General features: G+C 66.8%; 12 protein-coding genes. 11 read left to right on the top strand and 1 reads right to left on the bottom strand.

The genetic code is table 11. The features are described from left to right. Positions 1–3 precede the first annotated feature (3 nt). Genes ABQF13_RS13755 through ABQF13_RS13780 form a run of 6 tightly spaced genes read left to right on the top strand, consistent with a single transcriptional unit; the run spans position 4 to position 7,850 of the window. Positions 4–1,464 carry an MCE family protein gene (locus tag ABQF13_RS13755; RefSeq protein WP_448393308.1) on the top strand — a complete coding sequence of 487 codons (1,461 nt, stop codon included), beginning with the start codon at positions 4–6 and terminating at the stop codon, positions 1,462–1,464. Positions 1,465–1,501: 37 nt separating this feature from the next. After that, the gene (locus ABQF13_RS13760; protein WP_448393568.1) at positions 1,502–2,533 is read left to right on the top strand and encodes a virulence factor Mce family protein; all 1,032 of its coding nucleotides are present in this window, start codon (positions 1,502–1,504) and stop codon (positions 2,531–2,533) included. After that, positions 2,530–3,882 carry an MCE family protein gene (locus ABQF13_RS13765; protein WP_448393309.1) on the top strand — a complete coding sequence of 451 codons (1,353 nt, stop codon included), beginning with the start codon at positions 2,530–2,532 and terminating at the stop codon, positions 3,880–3,882. The genes ABQF13_RS13760 and ABQF13_RS13765 overlap by 4 nt, the downstream gene beginning before the upstream one ends. Then, positions 3,879–5,198: a virulence factor Mce family protein gene (locus ABQF13_RS13770; RefSeq protein WP_448393310.1), complete on the top strand. Its 1,320-nt coding sequence runs from the start codon at positions 3,879–3,881 to the stop codon at positions 5,196–5,198. The genes ABQF13_RS13765 and ABQF13_RS13770 overlap by 4 nt, the downstream gene beginning before the upstream one ends. After that, positions 5,195–6,349 carry an MCE family protein gene (locus ABQF13_RS13775; protein ID WP_448393311.1) on the top strand — a complete coding sequence of 385 codons (1,155 nt, stop codon included), beginning with the start codon at positions 5,195–5,197 and terminating at the stop codon, positions 6,347–6,349. Before ABQF13_RS13770 ends, ABQF13_RS13775 begins: the two co-directional genes overlap by 4 nt. Before the next feature lies 1 nt (position 6,350). After that, the gene (locus ABQF13_RS13780; RefSeq protein ID WP_448393312.1) at positions 6,351–7,850 is read left to right on the top strand and encodes an MCE family protein; all 1,500 of its coding nucleotides are present in this window, start codon (positions 6,351–6,353) and stop codon (positions 7,848–7,850) included. A gap of 18 nt (positions 7,851–7,868) precedes the next feature. Here the strand turns inward: ABQF13_RS13780 and ABQF13_RS13785 are convergent, their stop codons facing one another. Then, positions 7,869–8,660 (bottom strand): FadR/GntR family transcriptional regulator, encoded by a 792-nt coding sequence (locus tag ABQF13_RS13785; protein WP_448393313.1) that lies wholly within the window; start codon positions 8,658–8,660, stop codon positions 7,869–7,871. 233 nt (positions 8,661–8,893) lie between these two features. Here ABQF13_RS13785 and ABQF13_RS13790 point away from each other — a divergent pair, with 233 nt between their 5' ends. The 5 genes from ABQF13_RS13790 to ABQF13_RS13810 are packed head-to-tail and all read left to right on the top strand — an operon-like array spanning position 8,894 to position 13,013. Beyond that, complete coding sequence (locus ABQF13_RS13790; RefSeq protein WP_448393314.1) at positions 8,894–9,583, top strand: Rv1363c family protein; 690 nt, start codon at positions 8,894–8,896, stop codon at positions 9,581–9,583. An 11-nt stretch (positions 9,584–9,594) separates the two neighbouring features. After that, positions 9,595–10,266: an Rv1363c family protein gene (locus ABQF13_RS13795; RefSeq protein WP_448393569.1), complete on the top strand. Its 672-nt coding sequence runs from the start codon at positions 9,595–9,597 to the stop codon at positions 10,264–10,266. Then, positions 10,266–11,168: an alpha/beta fold hydrolase gene (locus tag ABQF13_RS13800; protein ID WP_448393315.1), complete on the top strand. Its 903-nt coding sequence runs from the start codon at positions 10,266–10,268 to the stop codon at positions 11,166–11,168. The genes ABQF13_RS13795 and ABQF13_RS13800 overlap by 1 nt, the downstream gene beginning before the upstream one ends. A 9-nt stretch (positions 11,169–11,177) precedes the next feature. Beyond that, the gene (locus tag ABQF13_RS13805; RefSeq protein ID WP_448393316.1) at positions 11,178–12,440 is read left to right on the top strand and encodes a WS/DGAT domain-containing protein; all 1,263 of its coding nucleotides are present in this window, start codon (positions 11,178–11,180) and stop codon (positions 12,438–12,440) included. A gap of 39 nt (positions 12,441–12,479) precedes the next feature. Next, entirely contained in the window at positions 12,480–13,013 is a 534-nt protein-coding gene (locus ABQF13_RS13810; protein WP_448393317.1) for a DoxX family protein, read from the top strand. Positions 13,014–13,116: the final 103 nt, after the last annotated feature.

The following is a 13,116-nucleotide window of genomic DNA, read 5'->3' on the forward strand; positions in this document are numbered from 1 at the left end:
TCGATGGATGTCGAAGACGAAGGCCTGCATCCCGCTTGGTGGACGTTGATCCTCGCGGTGATCATCGCCGTCGCCATCTGGCTGACGTGGGCCCTGTTCGTCGGCGCCTTCAGGGCCACCGAGACCGTCACTTTGACATCTGAGCGCGCCGGTTTGGTGATGGAAACCGACGCCGATGTGAAGTTGCGCGGCGTGCAGGTCGGCCGGGTGTCGGCAATCCAGGGCGGCAGCACTCCGGTGTCCTTGAAACTCGAGATCGACAAGGACAAGATCGAGTACATCCCATCGAACATCGAGGCGCAGATCAGGGCGACGACGGTGTTCGGCGCCAAATTCGTCGACTTGATCTATCCGAGCGATCCCAGTTCACAGCGACTCACCGCCGGTCAGGTGATCCAGTCGCGCAATGTCACCGTCGAAGCCAACACGGTGTTCCAGAACATCGTCGATGTGCTCGAACAGGTCGACCCGGTCAAGCTCAACAGCACCCTGTACGCCCTCGCCGAGGGCGTCCGGGGGCAGGGCGAGCTGATCGGTGAGGCCACCACCGCCGCGAATCAAGTTCTGCTCGAAGTCAATCCACGTCACCAAACGGTGACCGAAGACCTGCGCGCGCTGCGCGATTTCAACGACACGTACAGCGCTGCAGCACAGGACATTCTGACCACCCTCGATGCCCTCAGCACCACGAGCGCCACGATCACGGGCCAGGCCAGCCAATTGGATGCGTTGCTGCTGGCCACCATTGGCCTCTCCAACAGCGGAATCAACCTGCTGGCGCCGAACCAGGCGAACCTGATCAAGTCCATCAACGTGCTCGAGCCGACGACGAACCTGCTGCACAAGTACAGCCCGGAGTACACCTGCCTGCTGACCGGCGCCAAGCACCTGCTGGACAACGGCGGATACGACGGACCGGGCGGTAACGGTCGGACGCTGGTTTTGGATGTGGCACTGGGCCTCGGCGACGACTCTTACCGGTACCCCGATCACCTGCCGATCATCGGCGCCAAGGGCGGGCCGGGCGGCAAACCCAGTTGCGGCTCGCTGCCCGTCGTCGCGGAGAACTGGCCGGTGCGCAACCTCGTCACGAACACCGGCTTCGGTACCGGACTCGACTGGCGGCCCAACCCCGGCATCGGCTTCCCCGGGTACGCCAACTACCTGCCGACGACCCGCGCTGTGCCCGAACCGCCGAGCGTCCGCAACCTCTTCGGTGGACCCGCGATAGGCCCGGTCCCGTACCCGGGGGCTCCGGCTTACGGTGCGGACCTGTACGCAGACGACGGCACCCCGCTGTGGCCGGGGCTGCCGGCCGCACCGCCGCCGATGGCGCCGCGGGATCCGGGCCCGGCGCCGGGTTCAGAGCCGTTCATCGTTCATTCGCCTGCGCAGATGCAGCCCACGCCGCTACGACCGACACCCTTGCCGACGCCGGCGCGACCCGGTCCGCCGTTCGGATGAGCCACCACGCCATGAGAGGTGAAACGCCATGTCCAGCATGAACGCCAGGGTCCGCCGAGACGCAGTGCGTCTCGGCGTGTTCCTGGCTGTGTGCCTGCTCGGCGTATTCGGATTGTTCGCGGTCTTCGGCGAGTTTCGCTTCGGGGAAGCCACCAACAGCTATGTCGCCGAGTTCACCAACGTCACCGGGTTGGAGAACGGCGATTTCGTCCGCATCGCCGGCGTGGAGGTCGGCAGCGTGGAAGACGTCGCCATCCAACCCGATACCACGGCACGGGTGGAGTTCACCGCAGACGAGTCGGTGGTGCTGACCGAGGGCAGCAGGGCGGTCATCCGATACGACGATCTCATCGGCGGCCGCTACCTGGCGCTCGAGGAAGGCGCAGGCGGAGTCAAGAAACTCGAGCCCGGCGGCACGATTCCCTTCGCCCGCACGTCTCCTGCGCTCGATCTCGACGCGTTGATTGGCGGCTTCCGGCCGTTGTTCCGCGCGCTGGATCCCGATCAGGTCAACGCGCTGTCGGGTCAGCTGATCCAGGCCTTGCAGGGCCAGGGCGCGACAATCAACTCGTTCCTCGCCCAGACCGCGGCGCTGACAACGACTCTGGCCGACCGTGACCGACTGATCGGGGATGTCATCGTCAACCTCAACGTGGTGCTGGGATCACTTGGCGACCAGAACGACCAGTTCGCGAAGGCAGTCGACGCGCTCAGCGAATTGGTAGGGACGCTGGCGGAGCGCCGAGAGGACATCAGCAACGGGTTGGCGTACACCAACGAAGCGGCCGGAACGGTCGCGGATCTCTTGTCGCAGGCTCGACCACCGTTCAGCAAGACGGTGCAGGAGACCGACCGCGCGGCCGGAATCGTGGTGGCCGATCACGAGTACTTCGACAACCTGCTGAACACTTTGCCCGACGCCCATCAAGCGCTCGCACGCCAAGGGCTCTACGGCGACTTCTTCAACTTCTATCTCTGTGACATCGTGCTCAAGCTAAACGGCAAGGGCGGCCAACCGGTCTATGTGAAAGTCGCCGGGCAGTCCACCGGGAGGTGTGCGCCGAGGTGAAGTCCTTCTCTGAACGGAATCAGACCGTCATCGGTGCCGTCGGGCTGGTGTTGACGGTCGGCATCGTGCTCGGGGCGTTGAACTACGATCGGCTGCCGTTCCTGCAGGGCAGCGAGTACTCGGCCTACTTCGCCGAAGTGGGCGGGCTACAAGCCGGTAAGGCCGTACGTGTTTCGGGCTTCGAAGTCGGCCAAGTCAAATCCATCGAGGTGGACGGGCCCCGCGCCCTGGTGACGTTCACCGTCGACAGTGACATCCGGTTGGGCGATCGCACCGAGGCGGCGATCAAGACCGAAGGCCTGCTGGGCACGAAGATCCTCGAGGTGACCTCCCGCGGTGACGGCCAGCAGGAGGGCACGATCCCACTCGATCGCACGACGTCGCCCTATGAATTACCCGATGCATTGGGAGAATTGGCCACGACGATTAGCGGCCTGAACACCAACCAGTTGTCGGATTCGCTGAGGGTGCTCTCGGAGACATTCTCCGACACGCCGCCGGAACTGAAGATCGCGATCGAGGGGGTGGCGCGGTTCTCCGACACGCTGAATGAACGTGACGCGCAGCTGCGAGGTCTACTCGGCAACGCCAACAAGGCCACCACGGTGCTGGCCGAGCGCAGCAACCAGATCGTGAGTCTGGTCGCCGATACCAACGCGCTACTGGCCGAGCTCGAAAATCAAAGCGCCGCACTCGATGAGGTTTCCGGCAACATCTCGGCGCTCAGCGCGCAGTTGCAGGGCTTCATCGGCGAGAACCGCGAAACCCTCCGACCCGCCCTGGACAAGCTCAACGGCGTGCTGACGATCATCGACAACCGCAAGGAACGCTTGCAGAAGTCGCTCGAGCTGGTTACCGACTACGTGATGTCACTGGGTGAATCGGTGTCGGGCGGGCCGTTCTTCAAGAACTACGTCGCCAACCTGCTGCCGGGCCAATTCCTGCAGCCGTTCATCGATGCTGCGTTCTCCGACCTCGGCCTGGATCCCAATGTGAAGCTGCCATCGGAACTCAGCGACCCGCAGGTCGGGCAGCCGGGAACACCGGCGCTGCCGGTGCAGTTCCCGCGCACGGGCCAGGGCGGCGAACCGCGGCTGACGGTCCCCGACGCCATCACCGGCAATCCGGGCGATCAGGCGTGTGGACCGCCCGGGCTGCCATTGCCCGGCCCCGGCTGTTATCCATACCGTGAGCCGCTGCCGGCGCCGCCCCCCGGCGGGTCGCCGCCGGGGCCGCCCGCCGAGGCACCGCCGGGCCTGCAATCGACGCCCGATCCGACACCGTCTCCGGTCGCGGTGCCTGCTCCCGGTGGCGTCGCCCACCTTGCACCGGAAGAGGCCGGACGATGACGCGCGCCGCCCGCAACATGTTGGCCGTCGCGCTGGTGGTGATACTGGCCGGCGGCGCAATCGTGGTGTTCGGCAACACCGAACGCATCAACCGCACACACGTCGTCGCCTACTTCGACAACGCCAACGGCATCTACCCCGGCGATGACGTCAACATCGTCGGCGTGCCCGTTGGCAGGATCGAATCAATCGAACCGCAGCCCGAGCGGGTCAAAATCTCGTTCTGGTACGACAGCAAGTACAAGGTGCCGGCCGACGCCAAGGCCGCGATCCTGTCGCCGACGCTGGTGACCGCGCGCGCCATTCAGCTGACCCCGCCCTACACCGGCGGACCGGTGATGCAAGACGATACGGTCATCCCGCAGTCGCGCACCGCTGTCCCGGTGGAGTGGGACGAGGTCCGACAGCAGTTGGAGAGGCTCGCCGAAACCCTGCAGCCGACCGAACCGGGAGACGTGAGCCCGTTGGGATCGGTCATCAACACCACTGCCGAAAACCTGCGTGGTGAAGGCGCCAACATCCGGGACACCCTCATCAAGCTGTCGCAGGCCGTGACAGCCCTGGGCGATCACAGCACCGACATCTTCTCTACGGTCAAGAATCTCGCGATCCTGGTTTCGGCGCTGCAGGACAGCACCGACGTGATGCGCCAGCTCAACCAGAACCTCGCGAGCGTGACCGGACTGCTTGCCAACGACCCCGACGAGGTCGCTGACGCGCTGCGCGACCTCAACAACGTGGTCGGCGAAGTCCAGGCGTTCGTCGCCGACAACCGCGAAGCGCTGGGCACCACGTCGGACAAGTTGGCCGGGGTGACCCAGGCGCTGACCGACAGCCTCGCCGACGTCAAGCAGTTCCTGCACGTGGCGCCCAACACACTGCAGAACTACGTCAATATCTGGCAACCCGCCCAGGGGGCAGTGAGCAGCTTGCCGATGCTCAACAACTTCGCCAACCCGATTTCGTTTTTGTGCGGCGGAATTCAGGCGGCGTCCCGGCTGAACGCCGAGCAGTCGGCCAAGCTGTGCGTGCAGTACCTGGCGCCGATCCTGAAGAACCGCCAGTACAACTTCCTGCCCATCATGCAGAACGTCTTCGTCGGCGCTACGACACGACCGAATGAGCTGACCTACAGCGAGGACTGGCTGCGGCCCGATTACATCCCGCCGCAACCTGCCCCGGCGCCGGCTTCAGGTCCACCGGCACCGGCACCGCCGCCGGCCGGGGGCCCGCCGCTGCCGGCGGAGGCACCGGTCCCCACGAACCCGGCCGGTGGTCTGCACGGGATGATGGTGCCCCAGGGAGTCGGGCCATGATGCGGCGCAAGCTCTTTCGCAGAGGGGCGGTGGTGGCCCTGGCGGCTGCGCTGCTGTCGGGCTGTTCCGACTGGCAGGGGCTGAACTCGCTACCGTTGCCCGGCGTCGAGGGCACCGGGCCGGGTGCGTTCACGATCCAAGCGCAGATGCCCGATGTCGACAACATCGAGCCGAACTCGCGTGTCCGCGTCGGCGATGTGAACGTCGGCACCGTGCGCAAGATCGAACGCCAGGACTGGCATGCGCTGGTGACGATGGAACTCAACGGTGACGTCGAGCTGCCCGCGAATGCGACGGCCAAGCTCGGGCTGACCAGCCTGCTTGGTTCACTGCACATCGAATTGGCACCGCCGACCGATGTGGCGCCGGTCGGCAAGCTGAAAGAGGGCTCGCTGATCCCGTTGGAGTCCTCGAGTGCGTATCCGAGTACCGAGCAGGCGCTGGCCGCCGTTGCGCTGTTGCTCAACGGGGGCGGCATCGGCAACATTCACGACATCACCGAGGCCTTGAGCGTCGCGTTCACCGGCCGCGAGAACGACCTGCGCAGCCTCATCGAGCAGCTCGACATCGCGATCGGCCATCTCGATGACCAGAAGCAAGACATCATCGACGCCGCCGAGAGCCTGAACAACCTGATGGGTCAGATTGCCGAGCAGAAGCCGGTGGTGGACAAAGCCCTAAGGACCATTCCCGATGCCCTGGCCGTGCTCAGGGACCAGCGGCAGAACCTGGCCGAGGTGCTGACCCAGCTCGGCCGGTTCAGCGCGCTGACCGCCGCTTCGGTCGACCAGACCAAAGACGCTCTGGTGCAAGAGCTCAGGGACCTCGGCGTGGTGCTGGAGGAGTTGGCCGACGCCGGTCCTGCGCTGACCCGCGCGCTGAGCTTCCTACCGACCTTCCCGTTCCCCAAGGAGACATTGCTCAATTGGATGCGCGGCGACTACGCGAACCTGACGTTGGTCGTCGACCTGACGTTGAGCAGACTCGATGCGAGCTTCTTCACCGGAACGCGGTTCGAGTGCAACCTGACCTGGTTGGAGTTGCAATGGGGACGGACCATCGGCCAGTTCCCCAGCCCGTGCAACCACAACGTGCCGCCACCAGGCGGCAACCCGTTGGTTGCTCCGTACCGCTGGGATCAGGGGCCGTAGCATGCGAATGACCCGGCAGATCCTTATCCAGATGGCGATCTTCTCCGCCATCGCGATCCTGGCGTTGGGCATCATGGTCTTCGGATACATGCGGCTCCCTACGCTTCTCGGGGTCGGTCAGTACCGCGTCACGGTGGAATTGCCGGAGACCGGAGGGCTGTATCCGAGGGGAAACGTCACCTACCGCGGTGTCCAGGTCGGCGAGGTGAAAAGCGTCGAGTTGACCGATACCGGTGTCGAGGCGGTGCTGTCGCTGGACTCCGACGTCCCGATTCCCGCTGACCTCGAAGCCGAGGTGCACAGCGTGTCCGCGGTCGGCGAGCAGTACGTCCAGTTGCTTCCGCGTAGCGGCGAAGGTCCGGACCTCCAGGACGGCGACGTGATCGCGTTGGATCGCACCACGGTTCCGACGGATATCAATACGGTCCTCAACGATACGGCGCGCGGCCTACAGGCGATCCCGCAGGAGAATCTCAAGACCGTCGTCGACGAGGCTTATACCGCGGTGGGCGGGCTCGGGCCCGATTTGCGCCGGTTGGTCGGCGGCAGCGCCAAGCTGGCCATCGACGCCCGCGAGAACCTCGACCCGCTGCTCACGCTCATCGACGAGTCCAAGCCGGTGCTCGACACCCAGACCGAAACCGCCGGCTCGATTGAGGCGTGGGCGGCCAATCTGGCGAACATCAGCGGTCAAGTGCAGAGCCAGGATCCGGCGGTGAGAGGAATCCTGGCCAAGGGGCCCGGTGCTGCCGACGAGGTGCGTGCACTGTTCGACCGGCTGCAACCGACGCTGCCGATCGTGTTGGCCAACCTGGTCAGCATCGGAGAGGTCGCGGTGGCCTATCAGCCGAGCCTCGAGCAGCTACTGGTGCTGCTGCCGCAGGGCACCGCGGTCACGCAGGCCGTGGGTGTGCACAAGCGCGGCACCAAACAGGACTACATGGGTGACTCGTTGATCTTCAACCTGAACGCGATCCTGCCTGCGTTCCCGGCGCCGCTGCCGCTGCCCCCGCAGAACCTGCCGCCGCCGTGTACGACCGGGTTCCTGCCTGCGCAGCAGCAGCGGGTGCCGGTCTTCGAGGACTACCCAAACCGGCCGGAGGGCGATATGTACTGCCGGACACCGCAGGACGCGCCATTCAACGTCCGCGGCGCCCGCAACCTGCCGTGCATCACCGTGCCCGGTAAGCGCGCTCCGACGTGGCAGATGTGCGAGAGCGACGAGCAGTACGTGCCGCTCAACGACGGTTACAACTGGAAGGGCGATCCCAACGCCACGCTGTCGGGTCAGCCCATTCCGCATGTGCCCCCGGACGTGCCCGTCGACATCACGCCCCCGCCGCCGGGTACGCCGCCGCTGCCCGTCGCCGCCGCCGAATACGACCCGGCCAGCGGTAGTTACGTCGGGCCGGATGGGAAGGTCTACACGCAGTCCAACCTGGCAGGTGGGTCGGCAGAAGAGCAGACGTGGCAGTCGATGCTGGTGCCGCCAGGGCGGTGATCGTCCCGCGGAACCGGCTCAGTCCATGATGTCGCGGACCCTGGTCTGCTCGTGGCCCCGAAGCATCGCTGCGCCTGCGGCTTCCATATGCCGACGCCAGTGCGCTTCGACGGCGTCGCCCTTGCGGGCTTCGACGAGGTCCGCCAGCTTCGTGTAGGACTTGAGCAGTTTCGCGTACTCCGCCTCGCCCATCCCGGTCCGGTTGTCGGCCCCGAGTAGTGCTGCGGCCGTATGTCTTTCACCGATCTCGTGCAGCATGCCCGCGATCATGCCCAGCGTCGCGTTACCGGAAAGCTCGACCATGCGGCGGTGCAGGAGCGCAGTTGCCGCCGCCAGCGTGCCGTCCTCCCAGGCTTGCGGTACGGCGTCGATCAACGCGCGAAGCTCGCGGTGCGCCTCGACGGTGCCCTCCTCGGCGAGCAGCTTGGCCGCCGGCGGCTCGATCGCGGTGCGCGCCGTCAAGACGTCGGCGAGCGTGGTGCCCGACAGCGCCAGCAGCAACCCGGCCGGTCGCGCGACGATCTCGGCACCCGGTACCCGGACCCGCGCTCCGGTGCGGGAGCCGCGGCGCACCTCGACCAGGCGTTCGGACTCCAGCACCCGAACCGCTTCGCGCAGCGTGGGCCGGCTGACCTGGAAATGCGCCATCAACTCAGCCTCGTGCGGCAGGAAGTCGCCGTCCGTCAGCTGGCCCTCGACGACCATGCGTCGAAGCGTACGAGCCACGAGCTCGGCCGTCTTGGGCGACCGGACGGCCCCCGACGCCGGGTCGGGCGAGATCATCGGGGCGAGCGGTTCTCGTCGTGACACCGCAGGTTCCTCCTCGGTGCTTCAGTTGTAGCACTCAGTAAACCATGTCGGCCGTCCCTGGCGCCCGCGACGGCGAAAGCGTCGTCGGGTATGGGCCAAAGCTCCCAAAGACGGATCCCGATTTGGTAGGGATGTCCTGGACTTCTGAACTCCGACGATAAGGTGTCGCACGTAAGTTGGAGCCGATCTATGCAATCCACCCGACCAGGCCCGCTGGGCCGCAGAGGAACCTGATGGCAGACGATGCGAACCCCCCCGCGGGGAACCCGGACGATTCGACGTCTGAGGACCCCGCCGACCCCGGCCCAGTCGAGGCCACGGCCGACCCAGGCCCAGTCGAGGCCGAAACCGACGTCGTCGATACCGCTGCCGAAGGGGAGGACTACGACGCCGCCGCCGGCCACGAGGACTCCGCCCAGGAGGTCGCCGCCAAGCCGCGGATGTCGCACGTGCGGCTGGCCACGATCGTCGGTGTCGTCCTCGTGCTGGGGCTGGGCGGATTGGTCGGGTGGCTGGGCTATCAGGCCTATGAGGCGCACCAGGCCGAGGAACAACGTCAACTGTTCGTGCAGGTGGGCCGGCAGGGCGCGCTGAACCTCACGACGATCGACTGGGAGAACGCCGAGGAGGACGTGCAGCGCATCCTCGACTCGGCCACCGGGACGTTCTATGACGACTTCCAGCAGCGCTCGGCACCGTTCGTCGAGGTCGTCAAGCAGGCGCAGTCGAAGTCGGAGGGCACCATCACCGAGGCCGGCCTGGAGTCCGTATCGGGCGACGAGGGGCAGGTGCTGGTGGCGGTGACCGTCAACACCAGCAACGCGGGTGCTCCGGAGCAGCAGCCCCGGTCGTGGCGAATGCGGATCACCGTGCAGCAGATCGACGACGAGGCGAAGGTGTCCAACGTGGAGTTCGTCCCGTGAGCCGGCACAGCATGCCGCGAGGCGGCGACAAGGCAGAAACGCCGGACAAGACCGAGGCGACGGCAGAAGAAACCCAGGAGGCGGCCATTACCGAAACGGCTGAGGAGACCGTCGCGGATACGGCGGAGGACCCCACGGAAGCCCCAGCCGAGGACGTTGCCGCCGAGGAAGCCGAACCTGCCGCGACGGGTAAACGCCGGGTCGACTGGTCGCGTGTGCTGGCCTACGGCATCCTGCCCGGTCTGGCATTGGTGCTCGTGTTTGCCGCGGCCTACCTGAAGTGGAAACACGAATCGATCGACCACGACAACACCGCCCGTATCGAGTCGGTGCAGACGGCCAAGGACAGCACCGTCGCGATGCTGTCCTACAAGCCGGACACCGTCGGTGAACAGCTCAACGCCGCGCGCGACCTGCTGACCGGGGAGTTCCGCGACTCCTACACCTCGTTGATCAACGACGTGGTGATCCCAGGCGCCCAGGAACAACAGATCTCCGCGGTCGCCACCGTGCCCGCCGCGGCGTCGGTGTCGGCCGATCCGAACCACGCGGTGGTGCTGTTGTTCGTCAACCAGACGGTGGTCGTCGGCCAGGACGCTCCCACCGACACCGCTTCGAGCGTGCGGGTCGGATTGGAGAAGGTCGGGGATCGCTGGCTGATCTCGCAGTTCGACCCGGTGTAGTGGACGCGCCCGAGGTCATCGAGGTGGCGTCGCCCAACGTGACGCTGCAGGCGCTGACGTGGGGGCCGCCGGACGCTCCGATCGCCCTGTGCCTGCACGGGTTTCCCGACAGCGCCCACGGGTGGCGCAAGGTCGCACCGCAGTTGGCCGACGCGGGCTGGCGGGTGGTGGCGCCGTTTCTGCGCGGCTACGCACCCTCGTCGCTGCCGTCCGACGGCAGCTACCACGTCGGCGCGCTGATGGACGATGCGCTTCGGGTCCTCGACGCCGCGGGTCCGACCGGGCGCGACGTGTTCGTCGGGCACGACTGGGGTGCGATCGCCGGTGCCGGTCTGGTCGCGATGTCCGACAGCCCGTTCACCAAGGCCGTGATCATGTCGGTGCCCATGCCCGCGTCGTTTCGGCCGCTGGGCCGCGTCCCCGACGCTGGGCGCCTCGCGGGTCAGATACCCCGTCAGCTGCTGCGCAGTTGGTACATCATGTATTTCCAATTGCCCTGGCTTCCCGAACGCTCGCCGTCGTGGGTGCTGCCGAGGCTGTGGCGGCAATGGTCGCCGGGATATCGGGCCGACGAGGATCTGCGCCACGTCGAGGCGGCCATCGGCGCCCCGGAGCGGTGGCGCGCGGCACTCGGGTACTACCGCGCCGCGGTGCGCAACACCAAGCCGCCCGCGCAATACGCCGACCTGCACCGCCACTGGTTGTCTGAGCCGCGGGTGCCGACGCTGTACATGCACGGCCTGGACGACGGTTGTGCCTCACCGGATTACGCCCATTGGGTCCAGCGGGTGTTGCCGGAGGGCAGCAAGGTGGCGCTGGTGGAACGCGCGGGCCACTTCCTGCAGTTGGAGCAGCCGGAGGCGGTCGCACACCACATCGTCGACTTCGTGGGCGCCGCCTAGTCTGGGCCCATGACGCCCCGCCGACTATCCGCGGTCGACGCGCAGACGTACTGGATGTCGGCGATGATCCCCAACGATCAGTTCCTGCTGTACGGCTTCGTCGGGGCGCCCTCGGATATGCACGGTGCGTTGCAGCAGATCCGGGGGAGGGCGAACGGGTGTCCTGAACTGGGGTTGCGGGTGCGCGACCGGCTGCTGGGCTATCCCGAATGGGTGTGTGGCGCCGTCGTGTCCGATCAGGTCGTGGTGCACGAACCACCCGGTGCCTGGCCGGATTGTCTGGCTGCGGTGGCCGAACTCGCCGGCGACCAGTTGGACCCACGGGCCTATGCGTGGAAGTTGCATGTCTTTCCCGAGGTGTCCGGACCGGTCGACGGCGGCGTGGCCACGGTGGCGGTGCTGCAGGTCGCGCACGTGCTGGGCGACGGTGTTCGGTCGTCGGCGTTGGCGGCCCTGCTGTTCGGCCGCGCCGCGACGGTGCCCACCGCCCCGTCGCGCCCGGCGCTGCAGAGCCTGAGCCTGCCGTGGCGCGCGTACCGGGCCGCGCGGGCCCACCGCCAGCTGGCCCGCGACACCGACACCGGATTAGTTGTGCCACAGGCGAAGTCGCGTCCCGCCCTGCGGAGCAACAGCCTGCCCGATGGTGCCCGCAGTGTGCGAACCGTGATCCTGCATCGGTCGCAGATCCCAGGCCCGACGGTGACGGTCGGTGTGCTCGCAGCGGTGTCGTCTGCGTTGTCCGCGCATCTTCGCGAGCTCGGCGACGACCCGGCCCGGTTGGGAGCCGAGGTGCCGATGGCGAAAGGTGGTATCCGGCTGGCGCACAATCATTTCGGCAACGTCGGCGTCGACCTGCACCCGGAGCTGACGTACTCCGAGCGGGTCGCGCGTATCGCGGCGGAACTGGACCAGCGCCGTCGTCGCGCCGCGCATCCGGCGCTGCTCGCGGCAAGCCGCGCGTCCGCCGCGGTGCCGGCGCCGCTGTTGCGGTGGGGAGTGCGCCAGTTCGATCCGACGCTGCGTTCGCCGACGGTCACCGGCAACACCGTGGTGTCCAGCGTCAATCGCGGCGCCGCCGACCTGCGGTTCGGGGATGCGCCGGTGGCGCTGACGGCTGGCTATCCCGCGTTGTCGCCGATGATGGGCCTGACACACGGTGTGCATGGCATTGGCGACACCGTCGCGGTCAGCGTGCACGCCGCGCAGTCAGCGATCGGTGACGTCGACGCGTATGTGCAGCGGTTGTCCGCGGCGTTGACCGCGCACCGGTAGGGGTGTTAGTGCGTTGCTACATGGCCTAAGTTCTGTTGCATGACTGCTTACGACTCGGCCTTGGATTTCGGGTTGCTATTCCTGCGGGTGGTGCTAGGCCTGACGATGGCCGCGCACGGCTACAACAAGTTCTTCGGCGGCGGGCGGATCCCCGGTACCGCCGGCTGGTTCGAGAGCATCGGAATGAAGCCGGGCACCTTCCACGCCCGCATCGCCGCCACCACGGAGATGGCCGCCGGCATCGGCCTGGCTGTCGGGCTGCTGACGCCCGTGCCTGCCGCGGGGTTTGTCGCGTTGATGCTGGTCGCGGCATGGACGGTGCACCGCGCCAACGGCTTCTTCATCGTCAAGGAGGGCTGGGAGTACAACCTGATTCTGGCGACGACGGCGGTGGCCATCGCGACCATCGGCGCGGGCAAGTACAGCCTCGACTACCTGCTGTTCGGCGAGAGCGGCTTCGCCGAGCTGCTGCACGGCTGGTGGGGTCTGATCATCGCGCTGGGGCTGGGGTTGGCAGGCGGCATCGGTCAGCTGGCGATCTTCTACCGTCCGCCGGCCAAGACCGACGCCTAACGAGCGCCCCACGCAGTTCGCGAACCGCACACCACGGTCGTGAACCGCGCGGCGATCGCGACCATGTTGTAGTTTTCGCGAAGCGGACGTGAGGATCTAGGGC

The sequence above is a fragment of the Mycolicibacterium sp. XJ879 genome (genome assembly GCF_053483935.1).